The sequence below is a fragment of the Rathayibacter sp. AY1A5 genome (assembly GCF_002930875.1).
Taxonomy (GTDB): domain Bacteria; phylum Actinomycetota; class Actinomycetes; order Actinomycetales; family Microbacteriaceae; genus Rathayibacter.
Map to the genome: position 1 here is coordinate 188,009 of NZ_PSTM01000005.1, position 20,618 is coordinate 208,626.

Below are 20,618 nucleotides of genomic sequence, written 5' to 3' on the forward strand. Positions count from 1 at the left end.
GGGTGTCAGCGCGCGGAGCGCAGGCGGGTGCCCTCGGCGAGGCCGCGGGAGGTCTCGGCGACCGCGTCGACCCCGCCGGACGCCAGCGCCCGCACCAGGGCGGATCCGACGATGGCGCCGTCCGCGTAGGCGAGGATCTCGGCGACCTGCTCGCCGGTCGAGATGCCCAGGCCGACGCACGCGCTCTCGGAGCCGGCGGCGCGGAGGCGGTCGACCAGGGTGCGGGCCGCGGAGTCGACATCGGTGCGCGCGCCGGTGATGCCCATCGTCGAGACCGCGTAGACGAATCCACGGCTCGAGTCGACGGCCTGGCGCAGGCGCGTGTCCGTCGAGGACGGTGCCGCGAGGAACACGCGGTCGAGTCCGAGCCGCTCGGAGACGGCGAGCCACTCGGCGCCCTCGTCCGGGATCAGGTCGGGCGTGATGAGGCCGGACCCGCCGGCCTCGGCCAGATCGGTGGCGAAGCGCTCGACCCCGTACTGCAGGACGGGGTTGTAGTAGGTCATCACCAGGACCGGCACGTCGACGCGCGCCCGGATCTCGCGGACGGCCTCGAAGCTGTGGCGGAGGCGGAAGCCGCCCGCGATGGCGGCCTGGGTCGCCTCCTGGATGACGGGTCCGTCCATCACCGGATCGGAGTAGGGCAGACCGAGCTCGATCGCGTCGACGCCGTTCTCCGCCATGGCCACGGCGGCGTCGATGCTGGTCGGCAGGTCGGGGAAGCCGACGGGGAGGTAGCCGATCAGGGCGCCCGCCGCCTCCTCGTTCCGGCGCCGGACGGTCTCGGCGACGCTCGGTCCGCGGCCGCTCACGACTGCACCGCGCCCTGGTCCATGAGGCCGAAGTAGTGCGCAGCGGTCGTCATGTCCTTGTCGCCGCGGCCCGAGAGGTTGACCAGGATGGTGGCCTCGGGGCCGAGCTCGCGCCCGAGCTCCAGCGTGCCGGCCAGCGCGTGCGCGGACTCGATCGCCGGGATGATCCCCTCGGTGCGGCTGAGCAGCATGAGCGCGTCCATCGCGGCCGAGTCGGTGACCGCGCGGTAGTCGGCGCGGCCGATGCTCGAGAGCCACGCGTGCTCCGGGCCGATGCCCGGGTAGTCGAGGCCGGCCGAGATCGAGTGCGACTCGACGGTCTGGCCGTCCTCGTCCTGGAGGAGGAAGCTGCGGGCGCCGTGCAGGACGCCGGGGCGGCCCTTGCTGATGGTCGCCGCGTGGCGGGGGGTCTCGATCCCGTCGCCGCCGGCCTCGAAGCCGACGAGGCGGACCTCGGGGTCGTCGAGGAAGGCGTGGAAGATCCCCATCGCGTTGGAGCCGCCGCCGACGCAGGCGGTGACCGCGGTGGGCAGCGAGCCGGTCAGCTCGAGGACCTGCTCGCGCGCCTCCTCGCCGATGATCTTCTGGAAATCGCGGACGAGGGCCGGGAACGGGTGCGGGCCCGCGACGGTGCCGAAGATGTAGTTCGTGGTGCCCACGTTCGTCACCCAGTCGCGCATCGCGTCGTTGATCGCGTCCTTGAGGGTGCGCGAGCCGGTCGTCACGGGGATCACCTCGGCGCCGAGCAGGCGCATGCGGGCGACGTTGAGGGCCTGGCGCTCGGTGTCGACCTCGCCCATGTAGACCACGCAGTCGAGGCCGAACAGGGCGGCGGCCGTGGCGGTCGCGACGCCGTGCTGGCCCGCTCCCGTCTCGGCGATGACGCGGGTCTTGCCGATCCGCTTGGTGAGCAGCGCCTGGCCCAGCACGTTGTTGATCTTGTGCGAGCCGGTGTGGTTGAGGTCCTCGCGCTTGAGGATGATCCGCGCACCGCCGGCGTGCTCGGCGAACCGCGGCACCTCGGTGATGATCGACGGACGGCCGGTGTAGCTGCGGTGCAGCTCCATCAGCTCGGCCGCGAACGCGGGGTCGACCTTCGTGCGCTCGTACTCGGCGCTCAGCTCGTCGAGGGCCTCGACGAGGGACTCGGGGACGTAGCGTCCGCCGAACTCGCCGAAGTAGGGGCCGAGTTCATCCCGGAGTGCCATGGGGGTACCGCCTATCGGTGTGGTCAGTGCGCCAGGAAGCCGGCGAGGGTGGAGACGGGGTCGCCGCCGGTGACGAGAGCCTCGCCCACGAGGACGACGTCGGCTCCGGAGCCGCGGTAGTGCGCGACGTCGTCGGCGGTGAGGACGGCCGATTCGGCCACCTTCACCGCGTCGTCGGGGAAGCGCTCGGAGAGGCGGCCGAAGAGGTCGCGGTCGAGCTGGAAGGTGGAGAGGTCGCGGGCGTTCACGCCGATGAGCCGCGCGCCGAGGTCGGCGGCCCGCTCGAGCTCGTCGGCCGAGTGCGTCTCGACGAGCGGGGTCATCCCCAGCTCGAGGACGAGGGCGTGCAGCTCGGCGAGCAGGGGCTGCTCGAGCGCGGCGACGATGAGGAGGACCAGGTCGGCTCCGGCCGCGCGGGCCTCGAGGACCTGGTACGGCTCGGCGACGAAGTCCTTGCGCAGGACGGGAATCGACACGCGCTCGCGGACCGCCTCGAGGTCCGCGAGGGACCCCTTGAAGCGGCGCTCCTCGGTGAGGACGCTGATCGCGCTCGCTCCCCCGAGCTCGTACTGTCCGGCCAGCTCGGCGGGGACGGGGATGTCGGCGAGGGCTCCGCGCGAGGGGCTGGCGCGCTTCACCTCGGCGATGATCCTGACGCGCTCGGCGGGGGCCAGAGCGGCCAGGGCGTCGAGGGCGGGCGCCTGGGCGAGCGCGCGGCGCTCGACGGCTTCGAGCGGGGCGCTCTCGCGGCGCCGGGCCGCGTCGGCCAGGGCGCCGGCGGTGAGGTCGGCGAGCACCTAGGCGCGCGCCTTCGGGTTCGCCTTCGCGCCGTTGACGCCGTAGCCCGCCTTGGCCATGCCCATGCCCACGAGCAGACCCACCACCACCAGGCCGGCCGAGAGCCAGACCACCAGGGGCACGTCGAACCAGAACGCGATCGTGCCGATCGTGAATCCGACCAGCATGATGACGACGGCCGTCCACGCTGCGGGCGAGTGGCCGTGGTTGTCGTCGTCGTGCTCGGTGCTCATGGGTCTCCTCCTGGGGGTGCATCGGGACCAGAGCAGTCTAGCGTGAGGCGCCTGAGCGCCCGGCCCCGGACTCGCCTGCGCAGCCGCCTGCAGGAGGCGGGGATGCCGGACCGCCGGACACGACCCCAGCCGGTGTCAGCGGCCCGAGGTGGGGTCGTCGCCGCGCGAGAGCTCGTCCCACGAGACGACCGGGTCGATGTCGCCGTCGTCCGTCTGCACGGTCGACGCGCCGTGGCCGTAGCCGTCGGCGGGCTCGAAGCGGGACGCGCGCTTCCGCGCCGCTCCCGGCCAGCGGCGCGAGGTCGCGAGGACGCCGATCCCGAGCAGCGCGGTGAGCACGCCGCAGACCAGGGCGACGACGGGCCAGGCCGTCGCGGAGGACGAGGCCACGAGCGCCGCGACGGACTGCTCCCCCGCGATGGCGGTCGCCTCGGTGACGAGCGAAGCGCCGGCGCGCACGGGGTCGCCCAGTGCCGTCGCGGCCGCGAGCACCACCGAGGCGCCGAGGACGGCCTGGAGCACACCGAGCACGATCCGGAAGACGGGGCCGGCGATGGCGAGGGCCGCGGCGAGGGCGAGGCCCGCGAGCGCCAGGGCGGAGAGCGCGGGCGCGGCGACGGTCCCGGCCACGTCGATCCGCTGGCCCTCCCCCTCGATCGCGGCCAGGGTCAGCGTGGACCAGGTCTGGGTGGAGGAGGTCAGCTCGAGCGCGGCGAGCAGCACGACCCCGAGGATCGCCGTGTACTTCAGCCGCCGTCCGCTCATGCTCACTCCGCCCGACCGAGGCCGGTGAACGGCACGAGGGGGTCGACGTCGAAGCAGGCGTGCTCGCCCGTGTGGCAGGCTGCGCCGATCTGCTCGACCTGGACCAGCAGGGTGTCGGCGTCGCAGTCGAGGGCGGCACCCCGCACGTACTGCGCGTGCCCGGACGTGTCGCCCTTGCGCCAGTACTCCTGGCGCGAGCGCGACCAGAAGGTGACGCGGCCCTCGGTGAGGGTCCGCCGGAGCGCCTCGCGGTCCATCCAGCCCATCATGAGCACCTCGCGGGTGTCGTGCTGCTGGATGATCGCGGGCAGGAGCCCGGTCGGATCGAAGGCGGCGCGGTCCAGGACGGCGTCGAGCTCGGCGGGGGTCATCGGATCTCGATCCCGGAGGCGGCGAGCGCGCGCTTGACGTCGCCGATCGTCAGCTCGCGGTTGTGGAAGACGGAGGCGGCGAGCACGGCGTCGGCTCCCGCGTCGACGGCCGGAGCGAAGTGCTCGACGGCGCCGGCGCCTCCGGAGGCGATGACCGGCACGGAGCTCAGCTCGCGCATCGCGGCGATCAGCTCGAGGTCGAAGCCCTGCTTGGTGCCGTCGGCGTCGATGGAGTTGACCAGCAGCTCCCCGGCGCCGCGCTCGACGGCCTCGGCCGCCCAGGCCAGGGCGTCGAGCTCGGTCTCGCGGCGTCCGCCGTGAGTGGTGACGACGAAGCCGGACGCCGTGGCGTCGCTCCGCTTGACGTCGAGCGAGAGCACGAGCACCTGCGCGCCGAAGACGTCGGCGATCTCGCCGAGGAGCTCGGGCCGGGCGATCGCGGCGGAGTTGACGCCCACCTTGTCGGCGCCGTGCGCGAGCAGTCGCGAGACGTCCTCGGCGCTGCGCACGCCTCCGCCGACCGTGAGCGGGATGAAGACCTGCTCGGCGGTCGCCCGCACCACGTCGTAGGTGGTCGAGCGGTCGTCGACCGTGGCGGTGACGTCGAGGAAGGTCAGCTCGTCGGCGCCCTGCTCGAAGTAGAGGCGGGCGAGCTCGACGGGGTCGCCCGCATCGCGCAGGTTCTGGAAGTTGACGCCCTTCACGACGCGGCCGGCGGCGACGTCGAGGCAGGGGATGACGCGGACGGCGAGACTCATCGGCTCCCCCTCTACAGGCGCGCGGCGTGGATGGAGGTGACCAGGATCGCGCGGGCGCCCAGGTCGTACAGGCGGTCCATCACCTGGTTCATGTCCGAGCGCGGCACCATCACGCGGACGGCCACCCACTCGGCGTCGTGCAGCGGCGAGACCGTCGGCGACTCGAAGCCCGGGGCGATCGCTGTGGCGCTCTCCAGGAGCGCGACGGGGCAGTCGTAGTCGAGCAGCACGTACTCGCGGGCGACCAGCACGCCCTGCAGGCGGCGCAGCAGCACCGGGATGCCCTCGGGCTCCCCCGCGGCGGAGACCAGGACGGCGGTCGAGTCCAGGATGACCGGGCCGAAGATCTCGAGGCCGGCCTTGCGGAGCGTGGTGCCGGTCTCGACGACATCGGCGATGACGTCGGCGACGCCGAGCTGGATCGCGGACTCGACCGCGCCGTCGAGGCGGATCAGCGTCACCTCGACGCCGTGCTCCCGGAGGAAGCGGCCCACGAGGCCCGGGTAGCTGGTCGCCACGCGGAGGCCGTCGATCTGCGCGAGCTCGTCGTAGCGGCCTGCGGGCCCGGCGAAGCGGAAGGTGGAGTTGGCGAAGCCGAGGCTCGCGATCTCGCGCGCCTCGGAGCCGGAGTCGATCAGGAGGTCGCGGCCGGTGACCCCGACGTCGAGAGCGCCGGAGCCGACGTAGGTGGCGATGTCGCGCGGGCGCAGGTAGAAGAACTCCACCCCGTTGCGCTCGTCGACGACGTGCAGCTCCTTCGGGTCGCGGCGGCCGGTGTAGCCGGCCTCCGCGAGCATCTGACCGGCGGTCTCCGAGAGGGAGCCCTTGTTGGGGACGGCGACGCGCAGGAGCGCCGGGGCGGGGGTGGTGGTCACGGGACGTCCTTCATGACTCGACGGCTGTTCAGGGGGCGGCACGGCTCCTCGGGGAGCGTGCGGGCGCGACGGCGCGGAGCGGAGGCGCACCCCGGCGAGCGGGGCGGGGCTCACAGATGCCGGTAGACGTCGGCCGTCGTCAGTCCCTTGGCGAGCATGAGCACCTGCAGGTGGTAGAGCAGCTGCGAGATCTCCTCGGCGGTGCGCTCGTCGCCCTCGTACTCGGCGGCCATCCACACCTCGGCGGCCTCCTCGACGATCTTCTTGCCGATGAAGTGCACGCCGGCGTCGAGCTCGCGGACGGTGCCCGAACCCTCGGGACGGGCGGCGGCCTTCTCGCCCAGCTCAGCGAAGAGGTCGTCGAAAGTTTTCACCGGGGAAGTCTATACGGCGGCCGGGCGCGGGCCGCCTCAGTGCCGGTGCAGGTGCGCGGTCGCCGTCTCGCGCAGCGACGCGATCGCGGCCTCCGGGTCGTCCGCGCCGAAGACCGCGGAGCCCGCGACGAAGGTGTCGGCTCCCGCCTCCGCTGCGATCTCGATCGTGCCGGGAGCGATCCCGCCGTCGACCTGGAGCCAGACGTCGAGCCCGGTGCGGTCCACCACGTTCCGGAGGGTGCGCAGCTTGGGCATCGTCTCCTCCATGAAGGACTGGCCCCCGAAGCCGGGCTCGACCGTCATCACGAGGACCTGGTCGAACTCGGGCAGGAGGTCGAGGTAGTCGTCCACCATCGTGCCCGGCTTGAGCGCGATCCCCGCCCGCGAGCCGATCTCGCGCAGGCGCCGCGCGAGTGCCACGGCGTCGCGCGCGGCCTCGGCGTGGAAGGTCACGGAGTAGGCGCCGGTCTCGGCGTAGTCGGGGGCCCACCGGTCGGGGTCGTCGATCATCAGGTGCAGGTCGAGCGGCCGGGGCGAGACGTCCTGGAGGCGCTGGACCATGGTCAGCCCGAACGTGAGGTTCGGCACGAAGTGGTTGTCCATCACGTCGACGTGCACCAGGTCGGCTCCGGCGATGCGCTGCAGCTCGGCCTCGAAGTTCACGAAGTCGGCGGAGAGGATGCTGGGGTTGATCCGTGCGGGCATGCGTCCAGCCTAGATCGGAGCGTCCTCCGCGTCCGCCCGGCCGAGCACGCTCCCGCTCCGGAGGGGTCAGGCGTTCCCGGACGCCGCCTCGAGGGGCCGGCGGCGGAGGAGCTGCACGAACATGGCGTCGGTGCCGTGCCGGTGCGGCCAGAGCTGCACGTGGAGGGGGCCGTCCGGCAGCGGGAGCGGGTCCGCCGTCACCGCGCGCAGCACGGCCGGCGTGTCGACGAGCTCGAGCTCGTGCCGCTCCTGCGCGAGGGCGAGCACGCGCCGGGTCTCGCCGAGGTGCGGCGAGCAGGTCACGTAGGCCAGCAGCCCGTCGGGAGCGAGAGCCCTCACCGCGGAGTCGAGCAGCTCGCCCTGGAGGGCGGCCAGCGGCTCCACGTCGGCCGCGGACTTGCGCCAGCGCGCCTCGGGCCGACGCCGCAGCGCACCGAGACCGGTGCACGGCGCGTCGAGGAGGATGCGGTCGAACGATCCCGGCTGCTCGTCGCCCAGGTCGCGCCCGTCGCCGGTGCGCACCTCGACCGACGGATCGACGGCGGCCAGCGCCTGCCGCACCAGGCCCGCGCGGCCCGGGACCACCTCGTTGGCGAGCAGCGCCGCCCCTCCTGCGCGCGCCTCCGCCGCGAGCAGCGCCGCCTTGCCGCCGGGTCCCGCGCACAGGTCGAGCCAGCGCTCGCCCGGGCGGACCGGCCGTGCCCGGGAGAGCGCCAGAGCGGCGAGCTGGGAGCCCTCGTCCTGCACGCGCACGCGGCCCTCGTGCACCGCGGGGAACGCCTCCGGGTCGCCGCCGGTGCTGGTCATGCCGACCGGCGAGAACCGGTCGGATTCGGCGTCGGCGATCTCGCCGGGAGACGCCAGGCCCGGCAGAGCCACCAGGTTCACCCGCGGAGCCGCATTGTCGGCGGCGAGCAGCGCGTCGAGCTCGTCGGCCGCCCCCTCCGCCGCCAGCGCCCGTCGCAGGGCGCGCACGATCCACACGGGGTGGGAGCTCAGCGCGGCGATCCGGTCGTCCCCGGAGACCGCGGCCGCGGAGACCCGCTCGCGCCACTCGCCGGCGCTCGAGCGCGAGACCGCGCGCAGCACGGCGTTGGCGAAGGCCACCGCTCCCCGCGAGGAGCCGGCCGCGACGAGCGCGACGCTCTCGTTCACCGCGGCGTGCGGGGCCACGCGGGTCGCGAGCAGCTGGTGCACGCCCAGGCGCAGCGCGTCGAGCACGGGCGCATCGATGCTCTCGACGGACCGGCCGGCCGCGAGGGCGATCACGCGGTCGTAGTAGCCGGACATCCGCAGAGTGCCGTAGCAGAGCTCGGTGGCCAGTCCCGCGTCGGCGGGCGAGAGGCCGGCGGCGCTGATCCGCGCGGGCAGGACCAGGTTGGCGTAGGCGTCCGACCCGCTCACCGCGAGCAGGACGTCGTAGGCGACCCGGCGGGCGGGAGCGGCCTCGCGCCGGGCGCTCACGCGAGCACCGTGCTCTCGCGCAGGCCGCGGGCCCAGGCGGCGCCGGCCATCGGGGTCCTGCCGGCGGGCTGGACGGTGACCAGCTCCACCGCTCCGTCCGCGGTGCCGACGAGGGCGCGCCCCGAGTCGAGGCGGACGACGCCGGGAGCGAGGTCCCCCTCGGCCGCGCGGACCGCGAGCACCTTGAGGCGCGCGTCCCCCACCGCGGTCGAGGCTCCGGGCTCGGGAGTCGTTCCGCGCACGAGCGCGAGGACCCGCGCGGTCGGGAGGCTCCAGTCGATCCGGCCGTCGGCGGCGTCGAGCTTGGGAGCGGGGGTCGCCTCTCCGGTCTGCGGAGTCGCGACGGCCGTGCCCTCCTCCAGCGCGTCGACCACGCCGAGGGTGAGGCCGGCGCCGCTCCCGGCCAGCTCCGTCAGCAGCTCGCCCGCGGTGCGCTCCCCCGCGTCGACGGCGAGCTCGGCGTACACGTCACCGGCGTCGAGCTCGGCGACCAGCTGGAAGACGCTCGCGCCGATCCGCGTGTCGCCCGCCATCAGCGCCCGCTGGACGGGAGCCGCCCCGCGCCAGCGCGGCAGCAGGGAGAAGTGCAGGTTGATCCAGCCCAGGCGCGGCACCGCCAGCAGGCGCTGCCGGACGAGGCCGCCGTAGGCCACGATCACGCCGAGGTCGGGGGCGAGCTCCGCGATCCGGTCGGTCACGTCCTCGTCGAGGCGGTTCGCCCTGATCACCGGGATCCCCAGCTCCTCGGCCGCGACGGCGACCGGCGAGGGGGTGAGCACGCGCTTGCGGCCAACCGGGGCGTCCTCCCGGGTGACCACGGCCACGACCTCGTGCGCGGAGGCGGCGAGGTCGCGGAGGGTCGGAACGGCGGCGGCGGGCGTGCCGGCGAAGACGAGGCGCACGGGGGTCTCCTGGGGAGTCAGAGGATGTCGGGGTCGTCGAGACGGACCCGGAGCCGGGGGGCCGGCCGGAAGCGGCCGGGCGTGGTCGGCGGGCGACGACGGCGCGTGGCGTTGCGGATCACGGCGGAGCGGAGGCGCGCGGCCACATCCGCACCGCGAGCGTAGTCGAACCGGACGATCGCCCGGACGGAGCCGTCCTCGAGCCCGACAGGACCGAGGACCTCGTGCCGGTCGTCCTCGTCGAGCGCGTCGAGCGCCTCCTCCACCGCGTGCGCGTCGCCGCTCACCGTGGCCAGGCGCACCGCGGGCGGGAAGCGCAGAGCGCGCCGCTCCTGGAGCTCGGCCCGGAGGTACTCGGCCTGCCGCCAGGTCGCCAGGGCGGTCGCGAGCCGACCGCCGACCCCGACCAGGAGGACCGGCGCGCCCGGGCGGGCCAGCGCCGCGGCGTTCGACCAGGTGCGGAGCGCGTCGTCGGCGACCCGCAGGCTCTCGCGGGCCAGCATCCGCTCGCCGTCCAGCAGCAGGACGGCGTGGTAGCCGCCGTCGGCCCGCGGCTCCGCCCCGCGCGTGGCCACGACGAGCGCGGGCTCGTCGGGGAGGGTGAGCACGGGGCGCTGCCCGTCGGCGACGATCACCTTGGCACCCGGGAAGGCGCGTCCGAGCTCCTCCGCGGTGCGGCCCGCGCCGAGGGAGACGAGGCGCAGAGCCGTCGCCTCGCAGACGGAGCAGGTCCAGTCGGCCGCGATCAGGCCGCACCAGCCGCAGCTCGGCCGCCCGCCCTCGGAGTGCACGCCGAGCGGACCCTGGCAGCGGTTGCAGCGTGCGACGGTCCGGCAGCGGGCGCAGGCGACCACCGGCGCGTAGCCGGGGCGCGCGACCTGGACCAGCACGGGACCGGAGTCGAGGGCCTTCCGCGCCTCCCGCCAGGCGGAGGAGGGGATGCGCGCTGCCGCGTCGTGCTCGTCGGCCGCCCACTGCTGGGCGGTCGGCACGACGTGCGGGCGGCGGCTCGGCCGCGGCTCCACCTCGGTCGCGAAGCCGATCTCGACGAGCCGCTCGACCTCGACCGTGCGCGTGTTGCCGAGCAGGACGAGGCCGGCGCCGCTCTGCTCCTGCCGCACCAGGGCGACGTCGCGCGCGTGCGCGTAGGGCGCGAGCGGCTCGGCGAAGAGCGGATCGCCGTCGTCCCAGAGCGCGATCAGGCCGAGGGCGGAGGAGGGCGCATAGAGGACGGAGCGGTTGCCGACGACGACCCGCGGCCCGGGATCGAGGCAGCGGACGAAGGCGGAGTAGCGCTCGGCGCCCTTCTGCCGCGCATCGAGGCGCACCACCGCCTCCGCGGGGACGAGGGCGGCGAGAGCGAGCTCCAGCTGCTCCTGGTCGCGGTAGTCGGGGACGGCCAGGATCGCGTCGCGGCCCGCGGCGAGCGTGTCCCGGGCGAGCTCGGCGAGCGTGACGGCCCAGCCGCCGACCCACGCGCCCGAGTCGAGCCTCACCGGAGCCGGCACGGCGCCGACCGCCAGCCGGGCCCCCTCGGCGAGTCCAACGAAGGAGGCGTCGGGGTAGCCCGTCACGCCGCCCGCCTCGACCGCGGGCGCCGCAGGAGCGGGACCCGCGGCGAGTCGCGCCTTCTCGACGCGGACGTGGCGGCGCGGCACGGCCAGGCGCAGCACGTCGCTCGCGCCCCCGGAGGCGCGGTCGGCCACCCGGCGGGCGAGGGCCCAGACCTCCGGGGTCAGCACGACGAGCGGCGAGACCAGCTCCTCGATGCCGCTGAGCGCTCCGGCGTGCTCGGTCCCCTCCCCCGTCTCGACGACGAACGCGTCGGCGATCCGGCCTCCGGTCCGCAACGGCACCCGCACGCGCACGCCGGGGACCACCTCGCCGCGCAGCGCCTCCGGCACCGCGTAGTCCAGGAGCCGGTCGAGCTGCGGGAGGGGCGAGTCCAGGAGCACGCGCGCGACGGCTCCGCTCGTCGCCATCGCCGCCGCGCCCGCTACGAGAGGCCCGCGGCGGAGCGCAGGTCGTCGACCCGGTCGAGGCGCTCCCAGGTGAAGTCGGGCAGCTCCCGGCCGAAGTGGCCGTAGGCCGCGGTCTGCGCGTAGATCGGGCGGAGCAGGTCGAGTGCGTGGATGATCGCGGCCGGGCGCAGGTCGAAGACCGAGCGGATCGCCTCGGTGATCGTCTCGTCGGAGACGGTGCCGGTGCCGAAGGTCTCGACGTAGAGGCCGACCGGGGCCGCCTTGCCGATGGCGTAGGCGACCTGCACCTCCAGCCGCGAGGCGAGCCCCGCGGCGACCGCGTTCTTGGCGACCCACCGCATGGCGTAGGCGGCCGAGCGGTCCACCTTCGACGGGTCCTTGCCCGAGAACGCGCCGCCGCCGTGGCGGGACGCTCCGCCGTAGGTGTCGACGATGATCTTGCGGCCGGTGAGCCCGGCGTCGCCCTGAGGGCCGCCGATCTCGAAGCGGCCCGTCGGGTTGATCAGCAGGCGCACGGCGGAGGAGTCGAGGTCGACCGTCTCGAGGACGGGGCGGATGACGTGCGCCGCGATGTCCGCGTGGATCGTCTCGGTGCTGACGTGCTCGGCGTGCTGGGTGGACAGGACGACGGTGTCGATGGTGGACGGCGTCGTGCCGTCGTAGCCGATGGTGACCTGGGTCTTGCCGTCGGGCCGGAGGTAGTCGAGCTCGCCCGACTTGCGGACGGCGGCCAGGCGCTCGGCGAGGCGGTGCGAGAGCCAGCTCGGCAGCGGCATGTACTCGGGGGTCTCGTCGGTCGCGAAGCCGAACATCAGGCCCTGGTCGCCCGCGCCCTGGCGGTCGAAGGCGTCCTCGCCCGCCTCGGAGGAGCGGACCTCGAGCGCCGTGTCGACGCCCGCTGCGATCTCGGGCGACTGCTGGCCGATCGAGACCGAGACGCCGCAGGAGCGGCCGTCGAAGCCCTTCTCCGAGGAGTCGTAGCCGATCTCGACGATCGTGTCGCGCACGATCTTGGGGATCTCGACGTAGCCGCTCGTGGAGACCTCGCCCGCGACGTGCACGAGCCCCGTCGTGACCAGCGTCTCGACGGCGACCCGGCTGTGCGGGTCCTCGCGGAGCAGGGCGTCGAGGATGCGGTCCGAGATCTGGTCGCAGATCTTGTCCGGGTGGCCCTCGGTGACGGACTCGGAGGTGAACAGGCGGAGGGGACCGGAGGTCATGCTTCTCTTCTCGTCCCGGCTCGTGCGGACCGGGGTCGTTCGTACCGGGAGTGGCCTGGCGGGCGCGATGCCGGGCGGCAGGCGATCGGCGCCTGGGCGGGCGGACCGGCGGGGCTAGCGCACGACCGCGTCGAGGACGCGATCGGCCACCTCCGCCTTGCTGCCCGAGGCCTCGCCAACTATATCGCCGGCCCGATCGAGGACCACGACGGCGTTGCTGTCGCTCTGGAAACCCTCGGCCCAGCCCACCCTGTTGAGGACGAGCAGGTCGCAGCCCTTGCGGGCGATCTTGGCGCGGCCGAGGGCGAGCATCGCGTCCCGGTCCGGCTCGGTCTCCGCGGCGAAGCCGACGACGATCTGCCCCTCCCGCCGGGAGGCGGAGATCTCGGCGAGGACGTCCGGGTTCTTGACGAGCTCGAGGACGAGACGGTCGCCCTGCTGCTCCTTCTTGATCTTCGCGTCGGCGACCGCGGCGGGCCGGTAGTCGGCGACGGCCGCGGCCATGATCACGACGTCCGCGCCGGGGGCCGCGGCGAGGGCGGCCTCGCGCAGCTCGAGCGCGGTGCCCACCGGGAGGACCGTGACGCCCTCCGGCGCCGGCACGTCGAGGTTCGCGGCGAGGAGGGTGACCTCCGCGCCCCGGGCCGCAGCGGCCAGCGCGAGCGCGACGCCCTGCCTGCCGCTGGAGCGGTTGCCGACGAAGCGCACCGGGTCGAGGGGCTCGCGGGTGCCGCCGGCGGTCACGAGGACGCGCACGCCCGCGAGGTCGCGGCGGGCGGAGGCGGAGCGGGCGTGGACGGCGAGGGCCTCCGCCACGATCGTCTCGGGCTCCTCCATGCGGCCGGGGCCCGAGTCGGCGCCGGTGAGGCGGCCGACCGCGGGGCCGACGACGTGCACGCCGCGGGAGCGGAGCACCGCCGTGTTCGCGACGGTGGCGGCGTTCGCCCACATCTCGGTGTGCATCGCGGGGGCGACCACGAGCGGGGCGGTGCTCGCGAGCACCGTGTTGCCGAGCAGGTCGTCGGCGAGGCCGGCGGCGAGCTTGGCGAGCGTGTGCGCCGTCGCGGGCGCGATCACGATGAGGTCGGCGGCCTGGCCGATGGCCACGTGCCGGACCTCGGCGACGCCCTCGTAGAGCTCGGTGTGCACCGGGTTCCGCGAGATGGCCTCGAGGGTGGGCTTGCCGACGAAGCGCAGCGCGGCCTCGGTCGCGACGACGTGCACGTCGTGCTCCGCGAGGACCAGCGCGCGGACGACTCCGACGGCCTTGTACGCGGCGATGCCGCCGGTGATGCCGACGACGACGTTGAGCCGTCGGCCGGCCTCGAGAGAGGAGCCCACCCGGAGGGGACTACTCGGCGAGGGGCTTGGCGACGAGCTTGTCCTCGTTGATCTCGTGCAGTGCGACCGAGAGGGGCTTGTCGTCGATGGTGGAGTCGACCAGCGGGCCGACGTTGTCGAACAGGCTGCCCTCGTGGAGGTCGGCGTAGTAGTCGTTGATCTGGCGGGCGCGCTTGGAGGCGAAGATCACCAGCGCGTACTTGGAGTCGACCTTCGAGAGGAGCTCGTCGATGGGCGGGTCGATGATGCCGAGGTTGTTGGCCATGGGTGTCTCCTTGCAGGCGCATCAGCGCCGATCTGCGGCTCCGGAGCAACACGGCACGCGGGCTCCGAGGGGCGTGTGCCCGGTGGGACCCGGGGCGTCGGCCCGGAGGTGGTCGGTGGCCCGGTCTCAGCGGCCCGGGTCAGCGGGCGCGCCGTCGGCACGAGGCGACATCAATTCTACGACCTCGCGGGCCGCTTCGGGCACGGTGCTGTTGACGACGGCGAAATCGAACTCGTCCTGCGCGGCCAGCTCCACCTTCGCGGTGGCCAGACGGCGCTCCTGCTCCTCCGCGCTCTCGGTGCCGCGGCCGACCAGCCGGCGGACCAGCTCGTCCCAGCTCGGCGGCAGGAGGAAGACCAGCCGCGCGTCCGGCATCCGCTCGCGCACCTGGCGGGCACCCTGGATGTCGATCTCGAGCATCACCTGCCGGCCCTGCTCCAGCGCGGCGTCGATGGGGCCGCGGGGCGTGCCGTAGCGGTGAGCGTTGTGGACGACGGCGTACTCGAGGAACTCGCCCGCCGCGACCATCCGGTCGAACTCGGCGTCGTCGACGAAGTAGTAGCTGACGCCGTCCACCTCGCCCGGACGCGGGGCCCGGGTGGTGGCCGAGACCGAGAGCAGGACGTCCGGGTAGTTCTCGCGGATGTAGGTCGACACGGTGCCCTTGCCGACCGCGGTCGGACCGGCGAGGACGAGCAGGCGGTTGCGGCCGGGGCGGCGCTGCCGCGACTCCCGCTCCTCGAGGAACGACGCCAGGCCCTCGACCTGGCGCCGGCCGAGCCCGCCGAGGCGCTTCGACTCGGCGATCCGCAGCTGGTCCATCACCCGGGGCGTCTTCACCACGCCGAGTGCGGGCACGGCGCGGAGCAGCTCGCTGACGCGCATCCGCCCCTCGACTCCGAGCGGCTCGGCCTGGGCCGCCGCGAGCACGGCGGTCGCGGGGCGGCGTCCGGCGGCGACGGCCTTCTTGACGGCGGCGCGGGCACGGCGCGCCGCGATCGCGGCCTCGGAGGCGGCGCGCCGGTCGACCTCGGGCGGCGAGGGACGGCGCACGGCCTCCGGGCGCGAGGAGGCGCCGGGATCGGGGCTGACGGTTTCAGCGGACAAGGGTCTCCTGGATGTCGGTCGCGCGGCGGGTGATCTCGGCCGCGATCCCCGAGGGGCCGGCGCCGAGCACGCTGCGCGACTCGCTGACGATGGTGGCGGCGCTCAGCGCGCCGAACAGCCGCTGCGCGTCCGCGACGGCTGCGCCCTGGTGGCCGAAGCCGGGCGCGAGCACCGGAAGTGCGGGGTGCAGCGGCTCGTCGATGCCGATGCCGAAGTCGCCCAGGGCGACCGTGGCGCCGAGCACCACGCCGACCGAGCCGATCGACGCGCGAGCGTGAGCGTCGTTCCAGGATGCCACGTCCGCCATGACCGCGCGTGCCACGGTGGATCCCGCCCGGCCGCCGTCCTGCACGAGGGCGCGCTGCACGGGACGGGCCTCGGGGTTGGAGGTGGCTGCGAGGACGAACACGCCCTTGCCCGCCTCCTCGGCGAGGGTCAGCATCCCCTCGAGGGAGCCGAGCCCCTGGTAGGCCGCGGCGGTCATGGCGTCCGCCTCGAGCGGCGAGCCCGGCCGGAGCCACGCCTCGGCGTAGGCGGTGACGCTCGTGCCGATGTCGCCGCGCTTGACGTCGGCGATCACCAGCAGTCCGGCCTCGCGGGCGTCGGCGAGCACGCGCTCGAGCGCGGCGTAGCCCGCCGAGCCGTGCCGCTCGAAGAAGGCGATCTGCGGCTTGACGACGCCCACACGGCCGGCCGCCGCCTCGACGACCGTTCGGCCGAAGCTCTCGAGCCCGGCCGCGTCGTCGGCGAGGCCCCACGCGTCGAGCAGGTACGCGTGCGGGTCGATCCCGACGCAGAGCCGGCCGTGCGCGGCGAACGCCGCCTCGAGGCGCGAGCCGAAGGAGGCGGTGCCCGCCGCGCCGCCGCTCACGCGGTGCGCTCCGCGCGGCGCAGGGCGTAGTCCTGCAGGCTCGTCACCTCGAAGGGCTCGTTCGCCGCGTCGAGCGAGGCGACCGCGGCCGCGAGCTGGGCGATCGTGGTGAACAGCGGCTTGTCCGCGGCGACCGCGGCGGCGCGGATCTCGTAGCCGTCGGCGCGGGTCGCTCCTCCGCTGGGCGTGTTGATCACCACGTCGACCTCGTCGCGGGCGATCAGCTCGACGATGGAGGGCGCGTCGCCCTCGGCGGTCTCGCTGTACTTGCGGACCACGCGGGCCTGGATCCCGTTGCGGTTCAGCACCTCGGCCGTGCCCTCGGTCGCGAGGATGTCGAAGCCGAGCTGGCGCAGGCGCAGCGCGGGCAGGACGATCGAGCGCTTGTCGCGGTCGGCGACCGAGATGAAGACGGTCCCGCTCGCCGGCATGCCGCCGTAAGCGGCGTCCTGGCTCTTCGCGAAGGCGCGCGGGAAGTCGCGGTCGATCCCCATGACCTCGCCGGTGGAGCGCATCTCGGGCCCGAGCAGCGAGTCGACGATCTGGCCCTCCTTGGTACGGAAGCGCTTGAACGGCAGGACCGCCTCCTTCACCGCGATGGGAGAGTCCATCGGGACGTCGGAGCCGTCGCGCTCGGGCAGCAGGCCCTCGGCCTTCAGCGCGGCGATGGTCTCACCCACCATCAGGCGCGACGCGGCCTTCGCGAGCGGGATGCCCAGCGCCTTCGACACGAACGGCACGGTGCGCGAGGCCCGGGGGTTCGCCTCGAGCACGTAGAGCACGCCCTGGCCGATCGCGAACTGGACGTTCAGCAGTCCCCGGACGCCGACGCCCTGCGCGATCGCGAGGGTCGCCTCCCGCACCTGGTCGATCTGCCGGCGGCCGAGCGTCACCGGCGGGAGCGTGCACGCCGAGTCGCCGGAGTGGATGCCGGCCTCCTCGATGTGCTCCATCACTCCTCCGATGTAGAGCTGCTCGCCGTCGAAGAGCGCGTCGACGTCGATCTCGATCGCGTCGTCGAGGAAGCGGTCCACCAGCAGCGGGTGCGCCTCGTCGATGATCCCCTCGCCGGCCATCCGCTCGAAGTAGTCCTCGAGCTGGGGCGTGCCGTAGACGATCTCCATGCCGCGCCCGCCGAGGACGAACGACGGACGGACGAGGACCGGGTAGCCGATCTCCACCGCGACCTCGCGGGCGCCGTCGAGGTCGGTCGCGGTGCCGTTGCGCGGAGCGAGAAGCCCCGCCTCGTCGAGGATCCGCGAGAACGCGCCGCGCTCCTCCGCGAGGTCGATGTTCGCGGGGGTGGTGCCGAGGATGGGCACGCCGGCCGCCTCGAGGCCCGCGGCGAGCCCGAGCGCCGTCTGGCCGCCCAGCTGCACGACGACGCCGACGAGCTCGCCGGACTGCGACTCCGCGTGGATGACCTCGAGCACGTCCTCGAGAGTCAGCGGCTCGAAGTAGAGGCGGTCCGAGGTGTCGTAGTCGGTCGAGACCGTCTCGGGGTTGCAGTTGATCATGATCGTCTCGAAGCCCGCGTCCGAGAGCGCGAACGAGGCGTGCACGCAGGAGTAGTCGAACTCGACCCCCTGGCCGATGCGGTTGGGGCCGGAGCCCAGGATGACGACCTTGCGGCGGTCGGCGGCGACGACCTCCGTCTCCTCGTCGTACGAGGAGTAGTGGTACGGCGTGAGCGCCGGGAACTCGCCCGCGCAGGTGTCGACGGTCTTGTAGACCGGGCGCACGTCCAGCGCGTAGCGGGTGCGGCGGACCTCCGCCTCGTCGAGCCCGCGGAGCTCGGCGATCTGCGCGTCCGAGAAGCCGTGGTCCTTCGCCAGGCGGAGGAGTCCGGCGTCGAGGCCGTCGTGCTCGCGCACCAGGTCGGCGATCTCGTTGATCAGCACGATCTGGTCGAGGAACCAGGGGTCGATCTTCGTGGACTCGAACGCCTGCTCGACCGTGGCTCCCAGGCGCAGCGCCTGCTGCACGGTGACGATGCGGCCGTCGGTCGGGGTCCTCGCGATCTCGAGGAGCTCCTCGACCGAGCGCTCCTGCGCGCCCCAGTGGAACGACGAGCCGCGCTTCTCGAGCGAGCGGAGCGCCTTCTGCAGCGCCTGCGCGTAGTTGCGGCCGATCGCCATCGCCTCGCCCACCGACTTCATGGTCGTGGTCAGCGTCTTGTCGGCGGCCGGGAACTTCTCGAACGCGAACCGCGGGACCTTCACGACCACGTAGTCCAGCGTCGGCTCGAAGCTCGCCGGCGTCACCTTGGTGATGTCGTTCGGGATCTCGTCCAGGCGGTAGCCGATGGCGAGCTTCGCGGCGATCTTGGCGATCGGGAAGCCGGTCGCCTTGGAGGCGAGGGCGGAGGAGCGGGAGACGCGCGGGTTCATCTCGATCACGATGATCCGGCCGTCCGCCGGGTCGATCGCGAACTGGATGTTGCAGCCGCCGGTGTCCACGCCCACGTCGCGGATGATCCGGATGCCGATGTCGCGCAGCTTCTGGTACTCGCGGTCGGTGAGGGTCAGCGCCGGTGCGACGGTGATCGAGTCGCCCGTGTGCACGCCGACGGGGTCGACGTTCTCGATCGAGCAGACGACGACCGTGTTGTCGGCCGTGTCGCGCATGAGCTCGAGCTCGTACTCCTTCCAGCCGAGGATCGACTCCTCCAGGAGCACCTCGGTGGTGGGGCTCTGGTGCAGGCCGTCGCCGACCATCCGCACCAGCTCCTCGCGGGTGTAGGCGAAGCCGGAGCCCAGGCCGCCCATGGTGAACGACGGGCGGATGACGAGGGGGTAGCCCAGGTCCTCGGCGTACTCGATCGCCTCGTCGACGGTGTGCGCGATGTAGGACTTCGCGACGTCGGCGCCCGCGTCCAGCACCAGCTGCTTGAAGATCTGGCGGTCCTCGCCGCGGTTGATCGCCTCGAAGCTCGCGCCGATGAGCTCGACGCCGTACTTCTCGAGGATCCCGAGGTCGTGCAGCTGGATGGCCGCGTTCAGGGCCGTCTGCCCGCCGAGGGTCGGCAGGATCGCGTCCGGCTTCTCCTTGGCGATGATCGCCTCGATCGCCTTGGGCGTGATCGGCTCCACGTAGGTGGCGTCGGCGAAGTCGGGGTCGGTCATGATCGTCGCCGGGTTGGAGTTGACGAGGATCACGCGCACCCCCTCGGCGCGCAGCACGCGGCAGGCCTGGGTGCCGGAGTAGTCGAACTCGACGGCCTGTCCGATGACGATCGGGCCGGAGCCGATGACCAGGACGCTCTGGATGTCTTCCCTGCGCGGCATTACTTCTGCTCTCCGATGCTGCTGGTCGTGGGGATGTCGGTGGGCTCCGAGGCCCCGCGCCCGGCCGTGCGCTGCACGACCATCTCGCGGAAGCGGTCGAAGAGGTGGTTGGAGTCGTGCGGGCCGGCCGCCGCCTCCGGGTGGTACTGCACCGAGAAGGCGGGGATGTCGAGGCAGCGCAGGCCCTCCACGACCGAGTCGTTGAGGGAGTAGTGGCTGACCTCGACGCGGCCGAAGCCCTCGGGCGAGTCCAGCTCGCCCTCGATCGGCGCGTCCACGGCGAACCCGTGGTTCTGCGAGGTGATCTCCACGCGGCCGGTGAGCTTGTCGAGCACGGGCTGGTTGATCCCGCGGTGGCCGAACGGGAGCTTGTAGGTGCCGAAGCCGAGAGCGCGCCCCAGCAGCTGGTTGCCGAAGCAGATGCCGAAGAACGGCAGGTCGGCGCGCAGGGTGGTGCGCAGCAGCTCGACGTGGCGGTCCGAGGCCTCGGGGTCGCCGGGGCCGTTGGAGAAGAAGAGCGCGGACGGGTCGAGCGCGAGCACCTGCTCGGCGGTCACCGACTCGGGCAGCACGTGGACGTCGAAGCCGCGCTCCGCGAGGTAGTTGACCGTCGAGGTCTTCACCCCCAGGTCGATGACCGCGACCGAGCCGACGCGCTCGCCGCGGGCAGGCACCGTGTACTGCTCGTCGGTCGAGACCGAGGAGGAGAGGTTGAGCCCCTGCATCTGCCGGCCGCCGAGGACCAGCGCGAGCTGCTCCTCCTCGGGGAGGGCGAGGTCCTCGCCGGAGAACACGCCGGCGCGCATCGAGCCGGCCGAGCGGATGTGGCGGGTGATCGCCCGGGTGTCGACGCCGGAGATCCCGACGATGCCGTCGGTCTCCAGGTCGTCGCCGAGGGAGCGCTGCGCGCGGAAGTTGGAGACGACGCGGGAGGGGTCGCGGACGACGTAGCCGGCGACCCAGATGCGGCGCGACTCCATGTCCTCGTCGTTGGTCCCGGTGTTGCCGATGTGGGGCGCGGTCTGCACGACGATCTGGCCGGCGTAGCTCGGGTCGGTCAGCGTCTCCTGGTAGCCGGTCATGCCGGTGGCGAAGACGATCTCGCCCAGGGTGCGGCCTCGGGCGCCGTAGGCCTGTCCCCGGAATCGTCGTCCGTCCTCGAGGACGAGGACGGCGGTGGGTTCGGTGCTGAGGCGTGTCGTTGGCACGGACTAGGAGCCCTTCTGGGTCGTGTCGGGGCCGCCGTCGGCGGCTCCGACACGACCCAGAAGGGCTCCTAG

20 protein-coding genes are annotated in these 20,618 nt (G+C 73.6%); all 20 read right to left on the reverse strand.

All coding sequences use genetic code 11. From position 1 onward, the window contains the following. Positions 1–5 precede the first annotated feature (5 nt). Complete coding sequence (gene trpA / locus C5B98_RS05210) at positions 6–812, reverse strand: tryptophan synthase subunit alpha (protein WP_104327398.1); 807 nt, start codon at positions 810–812, stop codon at positions 6–8. Then, a complete protein-coding gene (gene trpB, locus C5B98_RS05215) occupies positions 809–2,020 on the reverse strand; it encodes a tryptophan synthase subunit beta (RefSeq protein WP_104225310.1) in 1,212 nt (403 codons plus the stop codon). The genes trpA and trpB overlap by 4 nt, the downstream gene beginning before the upstream one ends. Positions 2,021–2,043: 23 nt before the next feature. Next, complete coding sequence (gene trpC / locus C5B98_RS05220) at positions 2,044–2,817, reverse strand: indole-3-glycerol phosphate synthase TrpC (RefSeq protein WP_104221862.1); 774 nt, start codon at positions 2,815–2,817, stop codon at positions 2,044–2,046. Continuing rightward, positions 2,818–3,051 carry a DUF6704 family protein gene (locus C5B98_RS05225; RefSeq protein ID WP_104221860.1) on the reverse strand — a complete coding sequence of 78 codons (234 nt, stop codon included), beginning with the start codon at positions 3,049–3,051 and terminating at the stop codon, positions 2,818–2,820. Positions 3,052–3,186: 135 nt separating this feature from the next. Continuing rightward, positions 3,187–3,816, reverse strand: coding sequence for a Trp biosynthesis-associated membrane protein (locus C5B98_RS05230; protein ID WP_104221858.1), 630 nt, complete (start codon positions 3,814–3,816; stop codon positions 3,187–3,189). Positions 3,817–3,818: 2 nt separating this feature from the next. Further along, positions 3,819–4,187: a phosphoribosyl-AMP cyclohydrolase gene (gene hisI, locus C5B98_RS05235; protein WP_104327399.1), complete on the reverse strand. Its 369-nt coding sequence runs from the start codon at positions 4,185–4,187 to the stop codon at positions 3,819–3,821. Then, positions 4,184–4,945: an imidazole glycerol phosphate synthase subunit HisF gene (gene hisF / locus C5B98_RS05240; protein ID WP_104221853.1), complete on the reverse strand. Its 762-nt coding sequence runs from the start codon at positions 4,943–4,945 to the stop codon at positions 4,184–4,186. The genes hisI and hisF overlap by 4 nt, the downstream gene beginning before the upstream one ends. An 11-nt stretch (positions 4,946–4,956) precedes the next feature. Then, a complete protein-coding gene (hisG, locus tag C5B98_RS05245; protein ID WP_104221851.1) occupies positions 4,957–5,820 on the reverse strand; it encodes an ATP phosphoribosyltransferase in 864 nt (287 codons plus the stop codon). 110 nt (positions 5,821–5,930) lie between these two features. Continuing rightward, complete coding sequence (locus C5B98_RS05250; protein WP_055791842.1) at positions 5,931–6,194, reverse strand: phosphoribosyl-ATP diphosphatase; 264 nt, start codon at positions 6,192–6,194, stop codon at positions 5,931–5,933. Between the two features lie 36 nt (positions 6,195–6,230). Further along, positions 6,231–6,899, reverse strand: coding sequence for a ribulose-phosphate 3-epimerase (gene rpe, locus C5B98_RS05255; RefSeq protein WP_104232661.1), 669 nt, complete (start codon positions 6,897–6,899; stop codon positions 6,231–6,233). 66 nt (positions 6,900–6,965) lie between these two features. Continuing rightward, complete coding sequence (locus tag C5B98_RS05260; RefSeq protein WP_258060510.1) at positions 6,966–8,363, reverse strand: RsmB/NOP family class I SAM-dependent RNA methyltransferase; 1,398 nt, start codon at positions 8,361–8,363, stop codon at positions 6,966–6,968. Then, entirely contained in the window at positions 8,360–9,265 is a 906-nt protein-coding gene (locus C5B98_RS16845) for a methionyl-tRNA formyltransferase (protein WP_104250384.1), read from the reverse strand. The genes C5B98_RS05260 and C5B98_RS16845 overlap by 4 nt, the downstream gene beginning before the upstream one ends. Before the next feature lie 17 nt (positions 9,266–9,282). Further along, complete coding sequence (locus tag C5B98_RS05270; protein WP_104225316.1) at positions 9,283–11,247, reverse strand: hypothetical protein; 1,965 nt, start codon at positions 11,245–11,247, stop codon at positions 9,283–9,285. Positions 11,248–11,261: 14 nt separating this feature from the next. Then, entirely contained in the window at positions 11,262–12,467 is a 1,206-nt protein-coding gene (gene metK, locus C5B98_RS05275) for a methionine adenosyltransferase (RefSeq protein WP_104221839.1), read from the reverse strand. A 114-nt stretch (positions 12,468–12,581) separates the two neighbouring features. Continuing rightward, on the reverse strand, positions 12,582–13,808 hold the full coding sequence (coaBC, locus tag C5B98_RS05280; RefSeq protein WP_104237507.1) for a bifunctional phosphopantothenoylcysteine decarboxylase/phosphopantothenate--cysteine ligase CoaBC: 1,227 nt from the start codon (positions 13,806–13,808) through the stop codon (positions 12,582–12,584). 10 nt (positions 13,809–13,818) lie between these two features. Further along, positions 13,819–14,073 (reverse strand): DNA-directed RNA polymerase subunit omega, encoded by a 255-nt coding sequence (gene rpoZ / locus C5B98_RS05285; RefSeq protein ID WP_104221835.1) that lies wholly within the window; start codon positions 14,071–14,073, stop codon positions 13,819–13,821. 126 nt (positions 14,074–14,199) lie between these two features. Further along, positions 14,200–15,126, reverse strand: a complete 927-nt coding sequence (gene gmk, locus C5B98_RS05290) for a guanylate kinase (protein ID WP_104354723.1) — start codon at positions 15,124–15,126, stop codon at positions 14,200–14,202. A 43-nt stretch (positions 15,127–15,169) separates the two neighbouring features. Then, complete coding sequence (gene pyrF / locus C5B98_RS05295; RefSeq protein ID WP_104327400.1) at positions 15,170–16,051, reverse strand: orotidine-5'-phosphate decarboxylase; 882 nt, start codon at positions 16,049–16,051, stop codon at positions 15,170–15,172. Then, positions 16,048–19,338 carry a carbamoyl-phosphate synthase large subunit gene (carB, locus tag C5B98_RS05300; protein ID WP_104221829.1) on the reverse strand — a complete coding sequence of 1,097 codons (3,291 nt, stop codon included), beginning with the start codon at positions 19,336–19,338 and terminating at the stop codon, positions 16,048–16,050. The genes pyrF and carB overlap by 4 nt, the downstream gene beginning before the upstream one ends. Continuing rightward, positions 19,338–20,546: a glutamine-hydrolyzing carbamoyl-phosphate synthase small subunit gene (gene carA, locus C5B98_RS05305; protein ID WP_104225321.1), complete on the reverse strand. Its 1,209-nt coding sequence runs from the start codon at positions 20,544–20,546 to the stop codon at positions 19,338–19,340. The genes carB and carA overlap by 1 nt, the downstream gene beginning before the upstream one ends. Positions 20,547–20,618: the final 72 nt, after the last annotated feature.